Source organism: Streptomyces sp. NPDC043853, assembly GCF_056436025.1.
Map to the genome: position 1 here is coordinate 619,565 of NZ_JBWKDJ010000001.1, position 18,455 is coordinate 638,019.

21 protein-coding genes are annotated in these 18,455 nt (G+C 72.0%); 9 read left to right on the forward strand and 12 right to left on the reverse strand.

Translation table 11 applies throughout. From position 1 onward, the window contains the following. Position 1 precedes the first annotated feature (1 nt). From AC067U_RS02645 to AC067U_RS02670, 6 genes are all read left to right on the forward strand, one after another. Complete coding sequence (locus AC067U_RS02645; protein ID WP_136212900.1) at positions 2-514, forward strand: MaoC family dehydratase; 513 nt, start codon at positions 2-4, stop codon at positions 512-514. 2 nt (positions 515-516) lie between these two features. Continuing rightward, positions 517-1,722 (forward strand): acyl-CoA dehydrogenase family protein, encoded by a 1,206-nt coding sequence (locus tag AC067U_RS02650; RefSeq protein ID WP_478827759.1) that lies wholly within the window; start codon positions 517-519, stop codon positions 1,720-1,722. A gap of 177 nt (positions 1,723-1,899) precedes the next feature. Beyond that, positions 1,900-2,556, forward strand: a complete 657-nt coding sequence (locus AC067U_RS02655) for a phosphatidylserine decarboxylase (protein ID WP_478827760.1) — start codon at positions 1,900-1,902, stop codon at positions 2,554-2,556. Then, a complete protein-coding gene (pssA, locus tag AC067U_RS02660; RefSeq protein WP_478827761.1) occupies positions 2,543-3,430 on the forward strand; it encodes a CDP-diacylglycerol--serine O-phosphatidyltransferase in 888 nt (295 codons plus the stop codon). Before AC067U_RS02655 ends, pssA begins: the two co-directional genes overlap by 14 nt. 184 nt (positions 3,431-3,614) lie before the next feature. After that, positions 3,615-5,198 carry an AlkA N-terminal domain-containing protein gene (locus AC067U_RS02665; protein ID WP_478827762.1) on the forward strand — a complete coding sequence of 528 codons (1,584 nt, stop codon included), beginning with the start codon at positions 3,615-3,617 and terminating at the stop codon, positions 5,196-5,198. Continuing rightward, positions 5,195-5,719 (forward strand): methylated-DNA--[protein]-cysteine S-methyltransferase, encoded by a 525-nt coding sequence (locus AC067U_RS02670; RefSeq protein WP_478827763.1) that lies wholly within the window; start codon positions 5,195-5,197, stop codon positions 5,717-5,719. Before AC067U_RS02665 ends, AC067U_RS02670 begins: the two co-directional genes overlap by 4 nt. Positions 5,720-5,773: 54 nt before the next feature. Here the strand turns inward: AC067U_RS02670 and AC067U_RS02675 are convergent, their stop codons facing one another. Next, positions 5,774-6,202, reverse strand: coding sequence for a hypothetical protein (locus AC067U_RS02675; RefSeq protein ID WP_478827764.1), 429 nt, complete (start codon positions 6,200-6,202; stop codon positions 5,774-5,776). A gap of 51 nt (positions 6,203-6,253) precedes the next feature. Then, on the reverse strand, positions 6,254-6,769 hold the full coding sequence (locus tag AC067U_RS02680) for an NUDIX domain-containing protein (protein ID WP_478827765.1): 516 nt from the start codon (positions 6,767-6,769) through the stop codon (positions 6,254-6,256). Positions 6,770-7,053: 284 nt separating this feature from the next. Here AC067U_RS02680 and AC067U_RS02685 point away from each other — a divergent pair, with 284 nt between their 5' ends. Next, on the forward strand, positions 7,054-8,202 hold the full coding sequence (locus AC067U_RS02685) for a glycerate kinase (protein ID WP_478827766.1): 1,149 nt from the start codon (positions 7,054-7,056) through the stop codon (positions 8,200-8,202). A gap of 104 nt (positions 8,203-8,306) precedes the next feature. Here the strand turns inward: AC067U_RS02685 and AC067U_RS02690 are convergent, their stop codons facing one another. Beyond that, positions 8,307-8,606 carry a chorismate mutase gene (locus AC067U_RS02690; RefSeq protein WP_478827767.1) on the reverse strand — a complete coding sequence of 100 codons (300 nt, stop codon included), beginning with the start codon at positions 8,604-8,606 and terminating at the stop codon, positions 8,307-8,309. A 223-nt stretch (positions 8,607-8,829) separates the two neighbouring features. On the opposite strand from AC067U_RS02690, the gene AC067U_RS02695 reads away from it, so the two are divergent. Beyond that, the gene (locus AC067U_RS02695; protein ID WP_478827768.1) at positions 8,830-9,114 is read left to right on the forward strand and encodes a hypothetical protein; all 285 of its coding nucleotides are present in this window, start codon (positions 8,830-8,832) and stop codon (positions 9,112-9,114) included. Here the strand turns inward: AC067U_RS02695 and AC067U_RS02700 are convergent. After that, positions 9,045-9,686, reverse strand: coding sequence for a cysteine hydrolase family protein (locus tag AC067U_RS02700; RefSeq protein ID WP_478827769.1), 642 nt, complete (start codon positions 9,684-9,686; stop codon positions 9,045-9,047). The two genes, AC067U_RS02695 and AC067U_RS02700, sit on opposite strands and share 70 nt — an antisense overlap. 113 nt (positions 9,687-9,799) lie before the next feature. On the opposite strand from AC067U_RS02700, the gene AC067U_RS02705 reads away from it, so the two are divergent. Beyond that, positions 9,800-10,762, forward strand: a complete 963-nt coding sequence (locus AC067U_RS02705) for a GlxA family transcriptional regulator (protein WP_478827770.1) — start codon at positions 9,800-9,802, stop codon at positions 10,760-10,762. A gap of 22 nt (positions 10,763-10,784) precedes the next feature. Here AC067U_RS02705 and AC067U_RS02710 read toward each other — a convergent pair whose 3' ends face one another. The 8 genes from AC067U_RS02710 to AC067U_RS02745 all read right to left on the reverse strand — a co-directional run bounded on the left by AC067U_RS02710 (position 10,785) and on the right by AC067U_RS02745 (position 18,293). Next, entirely contained in the window at positions 10,785-11,267 is a 483-nt protein-coding gene (locus AC067U_RS02710; RefSeq protein WP_478827771.1) for a DUF3574 domain-containing protein, read from the reverse strand. A gap of 12 nt (positions 11,268-11,279) precedes the next feature. Further along, on the reverse strand, positions 11,280-12,260 hold the full coding sequence (locus tag AC067U_RS02715; RefSeq protein WP_478827772.1) for a DNA-binding protein: 981 nt from the start codon (positions 12,258-12,260) through the stop codon (positions 11,280-11,282). Continuing rightward, complete coding sequence (locus AC067U_RS02720) at positions 12,254-13,465, reverse strand: MAB_1171c family putative transporter (RefSeq protein ID WP_478827773.1); 1,212 nt, start codon at positions 13,463-13,465, stop codon at positions 12,254-12,256. The genes AC067U_RS02715 and AC067U_RS02720 overlap by 7 nt, the downstream gene beginning before the upstream one ends. Next, on the reverse strand, positions 13,462-14,139 hold the full coding sequence (locus tag AC067U_RS02725) for a hypothetical protein (RefSeq protein ID WP_478827774.1): 678 nt from the start codon (positions 14,137-14,139) through the stop codon (positions 13,462-13,464). Before AC067U_RS02725 ends, AC067U_RS02720 begins: the two co-directional genes overlap by 4 nt. A gap of 83 nt (positions 14,140-14,222) precedes the next feature. Next, on the reverse strand, positions 14,223-15,227 hold the full coding sequence (locus tag AC067U_RS02730) for a polyprenyl synthetase family protein (protein WP_478827775.1): 1,005 nt from the start codon (positions 15,225-15,227) through the stop codon (positions 14,223-14,225). Positions 15,228-15,438: 211 nt separating this feature from the next. Beyond that, on the reverse strand, positions 15,439-15,951 hold the full coding sequence (locus tag AC067U_RS02735) for an O-acetyl-ADP-ribose deacetylase (RefSeq protein WP_478827776.1): 513 nt from the start codon (positions 15,949-15,951) through the stop codon (positions 15,439-15,441). A gap of 16 nt (positions 15,952-15,967) precedes the next feature. Beyond that, positions 15,968-17,386: a phytoene desaturase family protein gene (locus tag AC067U_RS02740; protein ID WP_478827777.1), complete on the reverse strand. Its 1,419-nt coding sequence runs from the start codon at positions 17,384-17,386 to the stop codon at positions 15,968-15,970. 79 nt (positions 17,387-17,465) lie between these two features. Beyond that, positions 17,466-18,293 carry an inositol monophosphatase family protein gene (locus AC067U_RS02745; protein ID WP_478827778.1) on the reverse strand — a complete coding sequence of 276 codons (828 nt, stop codon included), beginning with the start codon at positions 18,291-18,293 and terminating at the stop codon, positions 17,466-17,468. Between the last annotated feature and the right edge of the window lie 162 nt (positions 18,294-18,455).

The window sequence follows — 18,455 nt, forward strand, 5'->3', positions numbered from 1 at the left end:
CATGCAGTTCGGACGCACGTACGAAGAGTTCGAGGTCGGGGCGGTCTACAAGCACTGGCCCGGGAAGACCGTCACCGAGTACGACGATCATCTCTTCTGTCTGCTCACGATGAACCACCACCCGCTCCACATGGACGCGAACTACGCCGAGAACACGACGGACTTCGGCAAGAACGTGGTCGTGGGCAACTACATCTACTCGCTGCTGCTCGGCATGTCCGTGCCGGACGTCTCCGGGAAGGCCATCGCCAACCTGGAGATCGAGTCCCTGCGGCACGTGGCGCCGACCTTCCACGGCGACACGATCTACGGCGAGACCACGGTCCTGGACAAGACCCCGTCGAAGTCCAAGAACGACCGCGGGATCGTCTACGTGGAGACCAAGGGCTACAAGCAGGACGGCACCCTGGTCTGCGTCTTCCGGCGCAAGGTGATGGTCCCGACCGAGACGTACATCAAGGAGCGCGGCGGCGAGCAGCCCGGCCGCCCCCAGCTCAAGGAACAGGGGAAGTAGTCATGGCCCGACTCGCCCAGACCGCCGGCCTGACCGAGGTCCAGCAGGAGATCCTCAAGACCGTCCGCGAGTTCGTGGACAAGGAGATCATCCCGGTCGCGACCGAGCTGGAGCACCGCGACGAGTACCCGCAAGCGATCGTCGACGGCCTCAAGGAGCTCGGCCTCTTCGGGCTGATGATCCCCGAGGAGTACGGCGGCCTGGGTGAGTCGCTGCTCACCTACGCGCTGTGCGTGGAGGAGATAGCCCGCGGCTGGATGTCGGTCTCCGGCATCATCAACACGCACTTCATCGTCGCGTACATGCTCAAGCAGCACGGCACCCAGGAGCAGAAGGAGTACTTCCTGCCCCGGATGGCGCTGGGCGAGGTGCGGGGCGCGTTCTCGATGTCCGAGCCGGGGCTGGGCTCCGATGTGTCGGCGATCACGTCCAAGGCGGTCAAGGACGGCGACGAGTACGTCCTGAACGGTCAGAAGATGTGGCTGACGAACGGCGGCTCGTCCACCCTGGTGGCCGTTCTGGTCCGGAGTGACGAAGGACACCCGGAGGGCACCGCCCCGCACAAGTCGATGACGACCTTCCTGGTGGAGAAGGAGGCCGGCTTCGGCGAGGTCCGTCCGGGCCTGACCATCCCCGGCAAGATCGACAAGATGGGCTACAAGGGCGTCGACACGACCGAGCTCATCATGGACGGACTGCGCATTCCGGCCAATCGCGTCCTGGGCGGGGTCACCGGCCGAGGGTTTTACCAAATGATGGACGGCGTGGAGGTCGGGCGCGTCAACGTGGCGGCGCGTGGCTGCGGCGTCGCGCAGCGTGCCTTCGAGCTGGGTGTCGGATATGCCCAGCAGCGTCACACTTTCGGCAAGCCGATCGCCCAGCACCAGGCCATCCAGTTCAAGCTGGCCGAGATGGCTACCAAGGTCGAGGCCGCTCATGCCATGATGGTCAACGCAGCACGCAAAAAGGACTCCGGGGAACGAAACGACCTCGAAGCAGGGATGGCGAAGTACCTCGCCTCCGAGTACTGCAAGGAGGTGGTGGAGGATGCCTTCCGCATCCACGGCGGTTACGGGTTCTCGAAGGAGTACGAGATCGAGCGGCTCTACCGGGAGGCGCCGATGCTGCTCATCGGTGAAGGTACCGCCGAGATCCAGAAAATGATCATTGGGCGACGCCTGCTCGAGGAGTACCGGGTCCAGAGCTGAATGTCCTGATTCGCTCCCGTTTGGGAGCGAAAAGGGTCACATCCAGTCACTGGCCGGCGGGACTCGACTCGGCTTCTGGCTTGCCCAGTTGTTGTGCGCAACCGATAGCATTCCAGTAAAGCCGCCGTCCCGTCCCCCTGTTTGCGGCGCGGCAATCACCCGCTACGAAGGTCATCCATGCCCCACAGCCAAACCTCTGCACCTCGCGACAGCCTCTTCGGCGTACGCCTCGCGCGCGGAGCATCGCCGTGGCTCCTGCCGACCGTCGCCACCGCGGCGCTCAGCCTCACCCGGGCCCGCAAGTCCGGACGCTGGGCCGCGGCGGCCGTGCCCACCACCGCTCTCGCGGCGGGCATGCTGTGGTTCTTCCGCGACCCCGAGCGAGAGATCGCCCAGGGCCGGGTCATCTCGCCCGCCGACGGTGTGGTGCAGAGCATCATGCCGTGGAAGGACGGACGCACCCGGGTCGCGATCTTCATGAGCCCGCTGAACGTCCACGTCAACCGCGCGCCCCTGGCGGGCACGGTGACGTCCGTGGAGCACATCCCCGGCGGGTTCGTCCCGGCGTTCAACAAGGAGAGCGAGAACAACGAGCGCGTTGTCTGGCACTTCGACACCGAGCTCGGCGACATCGAGATGGTCCAGATCGCCGGCGCGGTCGCCCGTCGGATCGTTCCCTACCTGCCGGCCGGCACCAAGGTGGAGCAGGGCGAACGGATCGGTCTGATCCGCTTCGGCTCGCGCGTCGACATCTACCTCCCCGAGGGCGTCGAGGTCGCGGTCGAGGTCGGTCAGGCCACGACCGCGGGGGTGACTCGCATTGACCGTGACTGATCCCGAATCACGCACCAAACCGAAGGCCGACCCGGACGGGTCCGAGTGGGTCCCGGAGGTGGCGGCGGAGGAAGAGGCCGACGGCGAGGAGATGCCCCTCTCGCTGCGGCTGTCGATAGCGGACGCACTCACCCTCGGCAACGCCACCTGCGGGTTCATGGCGGTGTACTTCACCACCACCGGAATCCTGATCCCGCACCTCCAGGGCAGCGCCGAGACGGGCATGGCCCGGCACAGCGCCGCGACCGCCGTCATACTGATGCTGCTCGCCGCGGTCTTCGACCTGTTCGACGGACTCGTGGCCCGCAAGCTGCGCAGCTCGCCGATGGGCGCGGAACTGGACAACCTGTCCGACCTGATCAGCTTCGGTCTCGCCCCGGCCTACTTCGTACTCGTGTACGGCATGGTCGCGGACGACGCCCACCAGCGGGTGTCGGCCCTGGCGGCGATCGTGGTGCTGCTCGCGGTCGTCCTCAGACTCGCCAGATTCAGCTGCGTGACGATGAAGGACGGCATGTTCCAGGGCATGCCGAGCCCCTTCGGCGCCCTCACGGTCGTCTCCATCGTCCTGCTGGAGCTCCCCTTCCCGCCCACCCTGCTGGCGATCATCGGGGTGGCGTGGCTGATGGTGAGCCGGGTCGAGTACCCCAAGCCGCGGGGCGTGCTGGCCGTGGCGATGCTGAGCTGGATCGTCAGCGCGATGGGTCTGCTGGCCGCATGGGCGTTCGACGCCCCGGGCGGTCAGCTGCTGCTCCAGACGGGCTGCGCCCTGCAGATCGTCCTGGCCGCGACCATCCCGCTGTTCGCGACCACCCGCCGGGTCAACACCTTCCGGCACAACCGCCGCGAGGCGCGCGCAGCCCAGCTGCCGTAGCCGGCGTCACACGTGAGAGGGGCCCCGGATGCCGTTCGGCATCCGGGGCCCCTCTCACGTGTATCCGGACCTCGGACGGCTCCTCGGGCGCCGCCACCCCGCCTCGCCCCACCCCCGCCCGGCCGTAACCTTGATGTCGGAAAACCGCCAGCCGGACCCCTCACCCCACCCCGATGCTGGAGCCATGTACACCGACACCGAACGTTGCGTGCGGGCCGTGCAGTCCAAGGACGCCCGGTTCGACGGCTGGTTCTTCACGGCGGTCCGGACCACCCGGATCTACTGCCGGCCCAGCTGCCCCGCCGTACCGCCCAAGGTCGAGAACATGACCTTCCTGCCCAGCGCCGCGGCCTGCCAGCAGGCCGGATACCGGGCCTGCAAGCGGTGTCGGCCCGACACCAGCCCCGGATCGCCCGAGTGGAACGCGCGGGCCGACACCGTGGCACGGGCCATGCGGCTCATCCGGGACGGCGTAGTCGACCGTGAGGGCGTCCCGGGACTGGCCGCACGGCTCGGGTACTCCGCCCGCCAGGTGGAGCGGCAGCTCAACGCCGAGCTGGGCGCCGGCCCGCTGGCCCTGGCCCGGGCGCAGCGCGCGCAGACCGCACGCCTGCTGATCGAGACCTCCGCGCTGCCCATGGGCGACATCGCCTTCGCCGCCGGGTTCTCCTCCATCCGGAGTTTCAACGAGACCGTGCGCGAGGTGTTCGCGCTGACCCCCGGCGAACTGCGGACCCGGGCGGCGGCCCGCAGCGGCGGGTGCACCCGGCCGCAGACCCCCGGCGTACTCTCCCTGCGGCTCCCGTTCCGTGCCCCGCTCAACCCCGACAACCTGTTCGGGCACCTCGTGGCGACCGCGGTCCCCGGTGTGGAGGAGTGGCGCGGCGGCGCGTACCGCCGGACGCTGCGCCTCCCGTACGGGACCGGGGTGGTGGCCCTCACTCCGCAGCCGGACCACATCGGGTGCCAGCTGGCGCTGACCGATCTGCGGGACCTGACCATCGCCATCAGCCGGTGCCGGTGGATGCTCGACCTCGACGCCGACCCGGAGGCGGTGGACGAGCAGCTGCGGTCCGATCCGCTGCTGGCGCCGCTGGTGGACAAGGCTCCCGGGCGCCGGGTGCCGCGTACCGTCGACGCGGCCGAGTTCGCCGTACGGGCGGTGCTCGGTCAGCAGGTGTCCACGGCTGCGGCCCGTACGCACGCGGCCCGGCTGGTCAGCGCGTACGGCGAGCCGGTGGCGGACCCCGACCCGGACGGCGGGCTGACCCGTCTGTTCCCCTCGCCCGAGGCGCTGGCCGGCCTCGACCCGGAGGCGCTGGCGCTGCCGCGCAGCCGCCGGACGACCCTCACCACGCTGGTCGGGGCGCTGGCCGACGGTTCGCTGCCGCTGGGCATCGACAGCGACTGGGAGGCGGCCCGGGCTCAGCTCTCCGCGCTCCCCGGGTTCGGCCCCTGGACCACCGAGGTGATCGCGATGCGCGCGCTGGGTGATCCGGACGCGTTCCTGCCGTCCGACCTCGGGGTGCGGCGGGCGGCGGCCGGGCTCGGTCTGCCGTCCTCGCCGGCCGCGCTGACGGCACGGGCGGCCGGCTGGCGGCCGTGGCGGGCGTACGCCGTCCAGTACCTGTGGGCCACCGACGACCATCCCATCAACCGTCTGCCCTCCCCGTACGGGACCCCGTCCGGGGCCCGTTCCGGGACCCCGTCCGTACCGCGATCCGTGACCCGGGCCCCGGCTGCCCTTTCCCCTGGAGAACCGTCGTGAAGACCGCGAAGAGCGTGAACAACAAGCAGTACGCCGTCGTCGACAGCCCCTACGGGCCGCTCACCATGGTGGCCACCGAAGGCGTCTTGAGCGGCATGTACATGACCGATCAGCGGCACCGGCCGCCGGAGGAGTCCTTCGGCGAGCGGGTGGCACCCACCGAGGAGCCGTTCACGGAGGTGGTGCGGCAGCTGGAGGCCTACTTCGCCGGAGAGCTGACCGAGTTCGACCTCCCGGTGCGCCTGGAGGGCACCGATTTCCAGCGCAGCGTGTGGGCGCAGCTCCAGCAGATCCCGTACGGCCGGACCTGGTCGTACGGGGAGCTGGCGGAGCGGCTGGGGAATCCCGGCGCGTCCCGGGCGGTCGGCCTGGCGAACGGGAAGAACCCCATCAGCATCATCGTGCCGTGCCACCGGGTGATCGGGGCCTCGGGCAGCATGACCGGCTACGGCGGCGGCCTGGACCGCAAGCAGCGGCTGCTGGCCTTCGAGGCGGGCGAGCGGGCCCTGCCGACGGGCTGAGCCGACGAGGCCCTCCCCGGCCCGTCGGCCGCCCGGCCGGCCCGCGGCGCGGTGCTAGACCACGTTCACCGGGACGAGCAGCGCGAAGCCCACGCCCATCTCGACGGCGTAGCCGTACATGGAGGGGTGCGGGACGGGTGCCGCCATGATGACCATGCTCTGCTGGCCGGCGGCGGCCGCGATCCACTCGGGGGTGGCGCCGATCGTGCCCTGGTACCAGCCTTCGCAGGCGCCGGGGCCGCTGACGAGCAGGACGTCGTCGTGCCGGCGGTATTCGGCGAGCCAGCCAGGGGCCACCTGGGACCAGCCGTCGTAGTCGGTGAAGTGGGCCCAGCCGCCTTCCCGGATGGCGGCGTCGAAGAGCCAGACCGGCTGGCCGTCGGGGGTGGTTTCGCCGCCCGACTGCTCCTCGGTGGTGAAGTGGACCATGGGCAGGGCGTCGGGTCCGTCGGCGGTGCTGGGCCAGGCGTACATGGAGATCATGATCTGATTCTGTCCTGCTCGGTGTAGGCGCCGTGTCACTGCCCGCCCCGGTTACGGAAGGGCGGGGCGGCCGTTCTCCAGTTCCGCCGTGCCCTCGCCGGACTGCAGGACGCGGTAGGCCTCTTCGATGCGCGGGCCGAGCGCTCCGAGGAGGTAGGTGGTGAGCTCGGCGGGCTCGATCAGCTTCCAGGAGAGGAGTTCCTCCTCCTGGAGCTTGATGGAGGCGAGCTGGTCCTCGTCGAGCACGCCTCCGTCGTAGATGTAGGAGACGAGCGGCGGGCGGGCGGGGCCGAGGACCCAGTCGACGGCGAGGAGCCGGCCGAGGGGGAGGTCGAGGCCGATCTCCTCGGCGCTTTCCCGGCGGGCGGCGGCGCGCGGGGACTCGCCCTGGTCGGACTCGATGGTGCCGCCGGGGAGGACCCAGCCCTCGCGGTAGTTGGGCTCGACGACGAGCACCCGGCCGTCGGCGTCCCGGAAGAGGGCGGCGGCGCCGGCCAGGACCCGGGGCAGGGTCGCGATGTAGGCGGCGTAGGAGGCGGCGGCTGCGGCGGCGTCAGTGGTGGTCACGGGGCCAGCCTAGCGAGGGCACCGGCCGCCCCGGGGCGCGCCGGGGGCGGTGCGCGGCCGGCCCGGGGCGGCCCGTCTCAGGGGGCGGAAAGCTCTCGGGGGCGGGACCGCTCAGTGATTCCGCACTCACCCCACCCCACTATGGGGGTGTTTTTCCCCATTTGGAGCCATGAAGTGCCGGATGCGGGCGTGGCGTGACCCGGGCCACCCATGCGCATAGGAGGATCCTCCGGATACCCTCGGGGTTGGCGCGACTGCACGTTCGATAGCAAGGGATCAGCAAGGTGACGGACGGGGCAGTAACTGAGGCCGCGCGCGTTCTTATCGCCGCGGACAAATTCAAGGGCTCGCTCACGGCCGTACAGGTCGCGGAGCGGGTGACGGCGGGTCTTCGCAAGGCCGTACCGGGCGTGGAGGTCGAGACCCTCCCCGTCGCGGACGGCGGCGACGGCACGGTCGCGGCCGCGGTGGCGGCCGGGTTCGAACGCCGGGAAGTACGGGTCACCGGACCGCTCGGCGAGCAGGTCACGGCCGCCTTCGCGCTGCGCGACGGCACCGCCGTGGTGGAGATGGCGGAGGCCTCCGGGCTGCAGCTGCTGCCCAAGGGCGTCTTCGCCGCGCTGACCGCGACCACGTACGGCTCGGGCGAGGTGCTGAAGGCCGCGCTGGACGCGGGTGCCCGCACGATCGTGTTCGGCGTGGGCGGCAGTGCGACCACCGACGGCGGCGCGGGCATGCTGGCCGCGCTGGGCGCGGTGTTCCTGGACGCGAACGGCGAGCCGGTCGGCCCGGGCGGCGGCGCGCTCGCCGAGCTGGCGTCGGCGGACCTGTCGGGTGTGGACCCGCGCTTCGCGGAGGTCGAGTTCGTCCTGGCCAGCGACGTGGACAACCCGCTGACCGGCCCGAAGGGCTGCGCCGCGGTGTACGGCCCGCAGAAGGGCGCCTCGCCGGAGGACGTGGCGACGCTCGACGCGGCGCTGGGCCACTACGCGCAGGTGCTGGAGAAGGCGATCGGCCCGAAGGCCACCGAGCTGGCAGCCTCCCCGGGTGCCGGCGGTGCGGGTGGCATCGGCTACGGCGCGCTGCTGCTCGGTGCGAGCTTCCGGCCCGGCATCGAGCTGATGCTGGACGTGCTGGGCTTCGCTCCGGCGCTGGAGCGGGCCACCCTGGTGATCACGGGTGAGGGTTCGCTGGACGAGCAGACCCTGCACGGCAAGGCCCCGGCGGGCGTGGCCGCGGCCGCGCGGGCCGCGGGCAAGCCGGTGGTGGCGGTGTGCGGCCGTCTGCTGCTGGAGCAGGAGGCCCTGCAGGCGGCGGGCATCCGTCGCGCCTACCCGCTGACCGAGATCGAGCCGGACGCGGCGAAGTGCATCGCCAACGCGGGCCCGCTGCTGGAGCAGGTCGCGGCGAACATCGCCGCCGACGTGCTCTGAGGCTGCGCCCGGCACTGACCGTACGGAGGCCCGGACCCGATGGGGTCCGGGCCTCCGGCGAGTCCGGCGAGTTCGGCGAGTCCGGCGTGTCCGGCCCCGGTCGGTCAGGGGGTGGGCGTCGTGGCGCGGTGTTCGGTGAGTTCGAGCTCGATGAAGGCCGCGATCATGGCGCGCCAGACCGCTTCGGCGACCTCGGGGGCCAGGCCCTCGGCCTCGGCCTTGGCACGGGCAGCGGCGACGACGCGTTCCACCCGGTCGGGGGCGCGTACCGCGTCCTCGTCCTTCTTGAAGCCGGCCGCTGCCCGGACCAGCGTCTGGCGGCGGGCCAGGAGGCCGACCAGTTCGGCGTCGACGGCATCGATGCCCGCGCGAACTTCGTTCAGGGACACATGGGTTGATGTCATGATCCCATTGTCGGCATACGGGCGGCCAGGCCGTCCAGGAAGGCCGTGAGGCCGTGAGGCCGTGAGGCCGAAGCGGAACAGGGACTCGGGGGTCAGGCCGGCCTCCGGGGCGGCCGCGCCGAAGGCGGGGAAGGTGCCGCCGGCGAGCAGTTCGGCCATCCGGTCCTGCTGAGCGGCCATCCCCTCGGGCCGCGGCACCTCGCAGGCGCTGATCGGCGCGTACGTGCCGGCCGGCGAGCCGGCCGAGTGCGGCGGGGACCACACGGCGGCGTTCGCCGCCTACGAGCGGGCGATGCGCGGTTACGTGGCGGAGCACCAGGCCCTCGGGCGTGAGGGCGCGGAGCGCTCCTTCATGCCGGCGCCGACCCGGGAGATGCTGGACGTGCTCGCGGCCGACGCCCCGGAGAACACCCGGACCGAGCCGGTCCGGCTGCGCGACTACCCGGCGGACCCGGCCCCGGCTCCGGCGCCGTCCCCGGCCTCGTCTCCGGCCGCCGCGAGCAGCTGAGCGGTCGTGACCACCTCGGCGAAGCCGCCGCCGTGGAGGCTGACCGCGGTGGCGGTGGCCAGTTCGTCCGCCGTCAGGTGCAGGCCGAACGGGCCGGCCAGGTCGAAGGTGTGGGTGGCGTCCAGCGGGAGGACGACCCGGTGGCCCAGGTTGCCGCCCATCCGGGCGGTGGTCTCCACGCACATGTTGGTCTGGACGCCCACCACGACCAGCTGGCCGATGCCCGCGGCCGTCAGCCACTCCCCCAGGTCCGGGGTGCCGTAGAAGGCGGAGTTGACCGTCTTGGTGACCAGGAGCGCGGCCTCGGCGCGCCGCTTCTCGACGAAGTCCCTGAAGCCGTTTCCGGGGGTGCCGGCCGCCAGCGGGCTGCCGGGGTTCACCGAGTCGTGGCGGACCAGGACCACGGGGCGGCCGGTGCGCTGCCAGGCGTCCATCAGGGCGGCGATGTTGCCCTCGGCGTCCGGGTTGTTGCGCGGGCCCCAGAAGCCGGCGTCCTCGAAGCCCTGCTGCACGTCGATGACCACCAGGGCCGCGTTCGGGTCCAGGGGGAAGCTGTCTCGCGTCGTCGTCATGGCTTCATCCTCGTGACAGGGGCGCGGCGGAAACAGCGGTGGCGCTGACCGGAACCGATGGGATCCTGCCCTAGTGGCAGGAATGCGGGTGCTTGCGGTGACATCATGGGGTGATGCAGCGTGTCGCACTGGTCGCCCAGCCCGGTATCCGCGGTTTCGACCTCGCGGTGATCACCGAGGTGTGGGGCGGACCGCCGGACCGCGTCCGGCCGGGGGTGCCCGCCTTCGAGCTGCGCCGTTGTGCCGCCGGACCGGATGCGCTGCCGCTGGCCGACGGACTGACCCTGAGCCCGGACCGGGGGCTCGACTGGCTGGCCGAGGCCGACCTGGTCGTCGTACCGGCGCTCTCGGACCCGGCCGGTCCGGTCGCCGGGCCGGTGCTGGAGGCGCTGCGGGAGGCGCACCGGCGCGGGACGCCGATCGCCGCCCTGTGCGCGGGGGCGTTCGTGCTGGCGGAGGCCGGGCTGCTGGACGGGCGGCGGGCGGTGACCCACTGGTCGCTGGTCGCGGAGCTGCGGGAGCGCTATCCGGCGGTGCTGGTCGAGGACGCCCCGCTGTTCGTGTCGGACGGCGGGCTGTGGACCTCGGCCGGGGTGGCCTCCGGGATCGACCTGTGTCTGCACCTGGTCCGGGAGGCGCACGGCTCGGAGGTGGCCGCGACGGTGGCCCGGACGATGGTCACCGGCCCGTTCCGGACCGGTGCCACCGCCCAGTACCTGGACCGGCCCGTACTCGCCGGGGACCGTACCGCCGAGGCGCTGGCCGCCGTACGGGCCCGCGCTCTGGGGCGGCTGCACGAGCCCCTGGACGTGGCGACGCTGGCCTCGTGGGCCGGGATGTCACCGCGGTCCTTCGCCCGCCACTTCCGGGCGGAGACGGGCACCACCCCGCACCGCTGGCTGCTGGACCGGCGGCTCGACGAGGCGCGGCGGCTGCTGGAGCGGACCGACCATCCGGTGGCCGAGGTGGCCCGGCGGGCCGGGTTCGGCAGCGAGGTGACGTTCCGCCAGCACTTCTCCGCCGTGGTGGGCTCCGGTCCGCGCGCCTATCGGGCGGCGGCGCGCGGGCGGAGGTAGCGGGCGCGGCAGGCCCCGTACGTCAGAAGTCGACGAGGGCCCGTACGTCGGCCCGGCCGACGGACTCCAGCTCGTACAGGGCGCAGTAGCGGTCGCGGATGTACTCGATGTCGGCGTTCCGGCGGTGCGCCTCGGTGGCGGGGTACATCACGGTCAGTTCCCAGGACTTCTCCCGGTTGATGTCGCCCTCGCGGTCGCGCCACTGGCCGCGGCCCTCCTGGAGGGTCAGGCCGGAGGGGAAGCGGGGGGTGATCACGTCCGCGACGAACGTGTTGAACTCGTCGTCGGAGATGGGCGGGTGGCCGTTGTGCCGGCCGGTCCCGAAGTACAGGTGGGTGGACACCCACGGGGCGCCGACCTGGCCGGCCGTCTCCCGGTCCGCGGCCGACGCGGAGGCGGCGGGGGTGCCGAAGGCGACCTCGGAAACGGGTCTGCCGAAGGTGAGGACGAGTACGGCGGCCAGCAGGACGGAGGCCGCGGGCATGGTGATGCGGATCGGTCGCATGGTGTGGTGTTCCTATCGGTGGTGTGGGGTGGAGGCGGCGGTGCGGGCCGCGGTGGCGGGCAGGGACTCCAGGAGGTGGACCGCCGCTTCGCGCAGCGGTGCCGGAGTACGGGCGTGCCGGCGCAGGCCGGCCGCCGTCCTGCCGAGGGTGTCGAGGGTGCGTACGGAGCCGATGGCGGCGACGCGCGGAGCGATGTCCGCGATCAGGCCGGCCGTCTCGGTCCAGGCTCCGGCCCGGGCCAGGGCGGAGAGGAGTTCGGCCGTGAACAGGTGCCGGTAGGCGGGTCCGGGGGCGGTGGCCGCCGCGTGGAGGAGCGGAAGGGCCCGGTCCCACTGCCGCAGCCGGGACAGCACCCAGCCTTCGTGGCCGGTCAGTTCGGCCTCGTCGATCCACCAGGCCCAGTCGGGGTCGTGGCGGGAGATGCCGTCCTCGAACCGGACGCGGGCGCGGGCGATCAGGTCCAGGGGCTCGGCGTGGCCGCCCAGGACGGCCGTGGCGTGGGCCCGGCGGATCAGGACGAGGGTGCCGACCCGGTGGGGGGTGCGGCGTCCGGCCACCCGGGCGGCGGACTCCAGGGCGGCCCGCGCGTCTCCGGTGTGGGTCTGCAGCATGCTGTGGTTGAGCAGGACCAGCCGGGCCGTCCGGGCGTCTCCGCAGAGCTCGGCGAGGGCCAGGGCGCGGGCGTTGGCCCGGGCGGCCTGCCGGTGGAGTCCGGCGTCGAACAGGATCCAGCCGATGACCTCGCAGAGCTCGGCCAGGGCGGCGGTCCGGTCGGTGTCGAGCGGGGCGGCGTCGGGCCGGGAGGTGGTGAGCTCCGGGACGGTGCGTAACACCTCACGGGCGGCACGCACCGCGGTGGTGGCGCCGGGCCCGGCGTCGAGGGCCAGCAGGTGCCGGGTGGTGCGCACCAGGTCGGAGACCGCGAGCACGGGCGGGTGCGCGGGCCGGTGCGGCGGCGGGTGCTCGGGCGGGTGCGGCGGGCCGGTCACCATGCCCCGGTCCTCGCCCCGTGTCCGGCCAGGGAGGAGAAGGAGGAGGCGACCTCGGACAGCCATTCCACCTCGTCGCGGAAGTCCTCGTGCGGCGGGCGGGCCGGGATGTCGGACTCCTCGCCCTGTTCCGCCCGCTCGGCCCGTTCCTCCGCCGGGCGGCCCAGTACGGCGCGCAGTTGGAGGGCCTCGCCGAGCGGTGAGGTCGGGTCCTCGGGGAGTTCCAGGGAGCGTGCCAGGTCGGAGAACTCGGCGAGGGAGAGCGAGGAGCGGAGCATCAGCTGGCCGTCGCGTATCTCGATGACCCGCCGGTAGAGGCGGTAGTGGAGGTCCCGGGGCGGTACGAGGTCGCGCGGCCAGGACCGCGGGGGGTCCAGGGCGATGTCCGGGGACGCCTGGTGCAGGGCCCACCACAGGGGGCGCAGCCGCAGGTAGCAACGGTAGCTGCGGATCCAGCCGGTGGTGCGGGTGATGTGGATGCCCCAGGAGGGGATGGTCCAGCCGGTGACCTGGAGCAGGGCGCCGATGCTGCCGCAGGACCACTGGACGGGGTCGAGGGCCGCGGCGTCGTAGTGGAGCCGGGTGCCGGCGATCTGGATGCCCCGGGTGACGCAGTAGACCAGGATCAGGGCGGCCCCGACGGTGACGGTGCGCATGCCGACGGCGAGCCACTGGCGGTTGGCCATCTTGGTGAAGCGGAGCGAGAGCCGCACCGTCTCGAACTGCCCGATCGCACAGATCAGCAGGTAGAAGGTCATGTAGAGGGCGTAGCGGCCGTCCTGGATGCTGAGCAGGATCGTGGAGGTCGCCGTTTCCGCCTTCGTGACGGGGCCGACGGCGAGTGAGGCGATCACCAGGACGACGAGCAGGACGCCGAAGAACAGCACCCGGCGGCGGGCCGTGCGGCGGGCCTCGTCGGGGGGCGAGGACCAGTGGACGAGGACGACCTGCTGGGCGGCGGTGAGGACGACGACGGCGACCTGGGTGATGAGCGAGGTGATGTTCGGCAGTCCGAAGAACCCGGAGATGTGGAGCCGGAGGAGGTCCAGGTCGACGAGGAAGCTGATGCCGGAGCACAGGAAGTAGACGCACAGCGCCCACAGGGCGACGTCGCCCTTGCGGCGCAGGGCGTCGGGGAGGCGGTAGGCGAAGGCCGCGAGACCGACGAAGGCGCAGACCCAGGCGAGGATTCCGTAGATCAGGGTCACGTGTGGTCCGCTTTGCCGTTGACGTTGAGGCTGACGTTGCTGCCGCCGCTGCCGCTGCTGCCGTTGACGTGGCCGATGCCGTGTTCGATCCGGGCGACGATGTCGGCGGCCTCGTCCGGGACGGCCCAGACCGGCTCCACCCACCGCTTCGTCGCCCGGGCCAGGATCAGCGAGGCCATCGTCTCCGCCTCCTGCTCCTCGTCGTCGCTGTAGCGGGAGCGCATCAGGACGCCCCGTACGGCGGCGGGATCGATCTCCGTCACCGCCCTGCCCGGATCATCGCCGTCCGGTTGCACCGAGCCCCGGTGCTCGAAGGCGATGTGGGCCAGTTCGTGGGCAATGATGTGTTCCTTGTGTGACGGCGATGCGGATTTCTCGAATGCGACGACGTCGAAGTCGTCCAATTTCAGCCATATGCCGAAGAGATGACGTTCGGGGAAGGAAGTCGGGACCAGATGGATGGGGCGCCGGCGCTGCTCGCTCAGATATCGGTGGAGTTCGTCGATACCGCAGCCGTGCTCCATACCCCAATCCGCGAGCAGTTCCGCACAGGTACGGCGCACTTTCTTCAGGCGACGCCTGAGCAGCCGGTCCTCCGAGGCCGGTGCCGCAGAGCCAGGTAACTTCATTCTCAGTCCTCCGGCGAACCCCAGCGGCCACCCTCGCGCGGTCATGATGCCATATGCCGAACAGGCTCACGGATAGGCAGAGTTCCATTCGGCCATTATCGTTCGGCGGCGCGCGGTCGGTGCGCGGATCAGTCGGCCGGGACCTCGGCGGAAAGGGGTCCGGAGGTGAGGAGCATCTCCGAGGACATGTCGACGAGCTGGCGCAATGCGGCCGAATAGTGTTCGTTACCGCCGAGTTCGTCGAGAATGCGGTGCGCCTGCGTCCGGTACGCCTCGATGTCCTCGCGGTACCGGTCGAGGGTGGCGGGCGCGAGCAGCAGGGCCAGGAGCTCCGACCGCGCCGCGTCGGAGTCCACGGCGGCTGCCGACAGGTCCAGGACCTGCCGACGGAGCTGGGGGGACGCGTCATCGAGGACGGAGGCGAGGAGATAGGTGACGGTCCCGTTCCGCAGGTCCTCGTTGCGTCCGGTGGTGATGTCCCACTGGTCGTTGAAGATCTGCCAGAGGATGCCGAAGACATCGCCGAAATCGCGCCACAGTTCCGTTCTGCGGGCGTCCTGGCCGGCCAGTATGGCGGCCATGGCGGTTATCATCGCGTAGGGTCCGCCGGATTTGCCGCGGTATGCGGTGACGACGGACTTCCTGGTGGCATTGGCGAGATCCCCGCGCATGTCGACCAACTGGCCTTCGACGCCGTTGATCCAGCCGCTCGCGAGTTCCGTGATCAGGGCGCCGCGCACCGGATCCGGAAGCCGCTGCGCCTGGATGAGCCGAATGGGCAGCGCATTTCCGGTGATGACCGATGCCAGCACCGCTTCGTTCGCGTCGAGGTGGGAGGCGGGAGCCGCGCCGTGTCCGTCGGCAAGGTCGTCGAGATAGCACGCCGAGGTCCACCAGAGCACGTGCACCGCGGCGAGCGGGACGGCCGGGGCGGTGGCGCCCGTCTCCACGGCGTGGATGAGCATCGGCAGGACGGACAGCGGGTACTTGAACTGCTGGTGCCGCAGGAGCTGGCGGACCCCCGCGCGGACCTCGTCCGCCGCCGGGCCCAGACCCAGCAGTGCGGCGTCGATCTCCGCCTGTATGTCCGCCGAGACCTCCCGGTGCAGGTCCTCGTACGTCATGGAATCCATCGGGCCGCTCCCTGTTCAGATGTGTCGCGAGCACCGGTGCGGCGGCGCCAAGGCCGATTCGATCATTCCGGCCGAAGAGGAGCCAGAGCGATTTTCGGCCATGGCCGGTTTCGGATGGACGGCGGCCGCGGCCGCCCGCGGCACTGCGCAGGACCGCATGGGACGGTGCAGTATCGCAGGGGACTCGGGCAGGTGGTGGCCGACCCGGCGGTCAGGTGAGGGCTCCTTCGAAGGCGGCGTAGGCCTTGGCGTCGAAGAGCACGAAGCGGACCTCCGCGACGGGAGCGGCGGAGGCCGTGCGGACGGTCTCGACGGCGATGCGGGCGCCGTCGTCCATGGGCCAGCCGTAGACACCGGTGGAGATGGCGGGGAAGGCGACCGTACGGGCGCCCAGCTCGGCGGCGATGCGGAGGGATTCGCGGTAGCAGGAGGCGAGGAGGGCGCTGCGGTCCTCCTCGCGGGACCAGACCGGCCCGACGGTGTGGATCACGTGGTCGGCGTGCAGGCGGCCGGCGGTGGTGGCGACGGCCTGGCCGGTGGCGAGGCCCCCGCCGTAGTGCGAGGCGCGCAGGGCCCGGCACTCCTCCAGGATCTCCGGGCCGCCGCGGCGGTGGATGGCCCCGTCGACCCCGCCCCCGCCGAGGAGGGAGGAGTTGGCGGCGTTGACGATGGCGTCCGCCCGCTGCTCGGTGATGTCTCCCTGCACGAGGGTGATCTGCACCATCGGGGTCTCCTTCGGTTCAGCGCGCCGACCTGAGCCGGCGCCAGACGGCCTTGGCCGCATTGTGCCCGGACATGCCGTGCACTCCGGGGCCCGGCGGCGTGGCCGAGGAGCAGATGAACACGGCCGGGTGTGCCGTCGCGTACGGGAAGAGGGTGGGCTTCGGGCGCAGCAGGAGCTGGAGACCGGAGGCGGCGCCGCAGGCGATGTCGCCGCCGACGTAATTGGGGTTGCGGGCGGCGAGCTCGGGCGGTCCGGCGGTGGCCCGGGCCAGCACCAGGTCGCGGAAGCCGGGGGCGAAGCGCTCCAGCTGCCGCTCGATCGCGTCGGTGAGGTCCCCGTCCCAGCCGTGCGGGACGTGGCCGTACGCCCAGAACACGTGCTTGCCCTCGGGGGCCCGGGAGGGGTCGACCAGGCTGGGCTGGGCGGTGATCAGGAACGGGGTGCGGGGGGCGCGGCCCGAGGTGGCGAGTTGCAGGGCGGCGTCGATGTCGCGGGTGTGCGGGCCGAGCTGTACGGTGCCGGCCCGGCGGGCCTCCCGGGCGGTCCACGGGACGGGGCCGGACAGGGCGTAGTCGATTTTGAAAGCGGCGGCGCCGTACTTGTACCCGCGGTACGCCTGCCCGAGCCCGGCGATCCTGGCCAGCGCGGTGGGCGAGGTGTCGAAGACGTAGGCGCGGGCCGGCGGGAGGTCGTCCAGGCGCTTGACCTCGAAGCCGGTGTGGACGGTGCCGCCGAGGTCCTTGAGATAGGCCGTGAGGGCGTCGGGGACGGCCTGCGAGCCCCCGCGCGGCAGGGGCCAGCCGTGGGCGTGCGCGGCCAGGGCGAAGACCAGGCCGACGGCGCCGGTGGCGATACCGCCGAGCGGGCTCATGACGTGGGCGACGAGGCCGGCCAGGAGGGCCCGGGCCCGGTCGTCGTGGAACCGGTTCAGCAGCCAGGTGGCGGGCGGCAGGCCGGCCAGTCCGAACCGGGCCAGGGTGGCCGGGTCCCGGGGCAGGGCGGTGGACGGCAGGGACATGAAGTCCCGGACCAGGGTGTCCCACTTGCCGTGGAAGGGGGCCACCAGGCGGCGGTAGACCCCGGCGTCGCGCGGCCCGAACGAGGCCGCGGTCTCGGCCACGGAACGGGACAGCACCGCGGCCGTGCCGTCGTCGAAGGGGTGGGCCATGGGCAGCGGCGCGTGCAGCCACTCCAGGCCGTACCGGCCGAGCGGCATGGTGGAGAACACGGGCGAGCCGATGCCGAGCGGGTGCACCGCCGAGCAGGGGTCGTGGCGGAACCCGGGCAGGGTGAGTTCCTCCGTACGTGCGCCGCCGCCGACGGTGTCGGCGGCCTCGAAGACCTGCACCGAGAAGCCCCGCCGGGCCAGTTCGACGGCGGCCGTCAGCCCGTTGGGCCCCGCCCCCACGACGACAGCATCGAGAATCGACGGCACGTTGCGCCTCCTTCGTCTCTTTCGGCTGCCCGGCTGACCCGGCCCTCCAGGGTATGACCGCGTCGTATACCGAAGGGTATTACCGCTCGCCCCGCAGCAGGCCGACGATGCGCCGTGCGGTGGCCTCGTCCCGGGCCACGCTGAACGGCAGGGCGTTGTCCCGGTCGATCCGGAACGGCTCGTCCGCCACCGTGGTCTGTGCCCCGCCCGCCTCGGCGACCAGCAGCAGTCCGGCCGCGTGGTCCCAGGCCGAGGGCCAGGTGAAGGCGAGGGCGTCCACCTCGCCGCGGGCCACCTTCAGGTACTCCAGACCGGCCGAGCCGCAGGGCCGGGCGGCCACTCCGGGAACGTCCAGCCGGGACAGCAGGTTCTTGTCATGTTCGCTGGTGTAGAGGGGGTGGGCGATGGCGACGCGGAGCTCGGCGCCGGGCTCGGGGGATCCGCTGCGGATGGCCTCCCCGTTGACGTACGCCCCCTGGCCGCGGACCGCCGTGGCGATCGTCTCCAGGGCCGGCGCGTACGTCCAGGAGGCGAGGATCTCGCCCCGCCGGGCGAGGGCCACCAGGGTGCAGAAGGCGGGCTCCCCGCCCACGAACTGGCGGGTGCCGTCGACCGGGTCCACGATCCAGACGGGGGCGTCCTCGCGCAGGGCCCCGTAGACGGCGGGGTCGGCGTGCACCGCCTCCTCACCGACCACCACCGAGCCGGGCAGCAGACGGGTGAGCGAGGCCGTCAGGTGTTCCTCGGCACTCCGGTCGGCGATCGTCACCAGGTCGTGGGGGCCGGTCTTCTCGACCACCTCGTGCTCGGCGAGCTGCCGGAACCTCGGCATGATCTCGACCGCCGCGGCCTTGCGGACGGCTTCTTCGACATCGGACAGCTGGTGTGCCAGAAACTCATCGATCATGCCGTCCATCTCACCACGCCACGCCGACATTCCCCACCGGCCCGGGTGGACGGGGGGTGAAGACCGTCACCTCGGGCCTACGACGGCACCCCGCCGCCGGGCCGCCCGCGCCGTTGGCACACCGCAGCAGCCCTCCCCGGCCGCGTCCTCGCGGCCCGGGAA

Bases quoted from the DNA above. Each gene is read 5' to 3' on its own strand.
- AC067U_RS02690 (WP_478827767.1), bottom strand. From the start codon at position 8,606: ATGACATCAACCCATGTGTCCCTGAACGAAGTTCGCGCGGGCATCGAT.
- AC067U_RS02715 (WP_478827772.1), bottom strand. From the start codon at position 12,260: ATGGTGACCGGCCCGCCGCACCCGCCCGAGCACCCGCCGCCGCACCGG.
- AC067U_RS02730 (WP_478827775.1), bottom strand. From the start codon at position 15,227: ATGGATTCCATGACGTACGAGGACCTGCACCGGGAGGTCTCGGCGGAC.
- AC067U_RS02710 (WP_478827771.1), bottom strand. From the start codon at position 11,267: ATGCGACCGATCCGCATCACCATGCCCGCGGCCTCCGTCCTGCTGGCC.
- AC067U_RS02665 (WP_478827762.1), top strand. From the start codon at position 3,615: ATGTACACCGACACCGAACGTTGCGTGCGGGCCGTGCAGTCCAAGGAC.
- AC067U_RS02675 (WP_478827764.1), bottom strand. From the start codon at position 6,202: ATGATCTCCATGTACGCCTGGCCCAGCACCGCCGACGGACCCGACGCC.
- AC067U_RS02725 (WP_478827774.1), bottom strand. From the start codon at position 14,139: ATGACCGCGCGAGGGTGGCCGCTGGGGTTCGCCGGAGGACTGAGAATG.
- AC067U_RS02745 (WP_478827778.1), bottom strand. From the start codon at position 18,293: ATGATCGATGAGTTTCTGGCACACCAGCTGTCCGATGTCGAAGAAGCC.
- AC067U_RS02650 (WP_478827759.1), top strand. From the start codon at position 517: ATGGCCCGACTCGCCCAGACCGCCGGCCTGACCGAGGTCCAGCAGGAG.
- AC067U_RS02655 (WP_478827760.1), top strand. From the start codon at position 1,900: ATGCCCCACAGCCAAACCTCTGCACCTCGCGACAGCCTCTTCGGCGTA.
- AC067U_RS02735 (WP_478827776.1), bottom strand. From the start codon at position 15,951: ATGGTGCAGATCACCCTCGTGCAGGGAGACATCACCGAGCAGCGGGCG.
- AC067U_RS02705 (WP_478827770.1), top strand. From the start codon at position 9,800: ATGCAGCGTGTCGCACTGGTCGCCCAGCCCGGTATCCGCGGTTTCGAC.
- AC067U_RS02700 (WP_478827769.1), bottom strand. From the start codon at position 9,686: ATGACGACGACGCGAGACAGCTTCCCCCTGGACCCGAACGCGGCCCTG.
- AC067U_RS02645 (WP_136212900.1), top strand. From the start codon at position 2: ATGCAGTTCGGACGCACGTACGAAGAGTTCGAGGTCGGGGCGGTCTAC.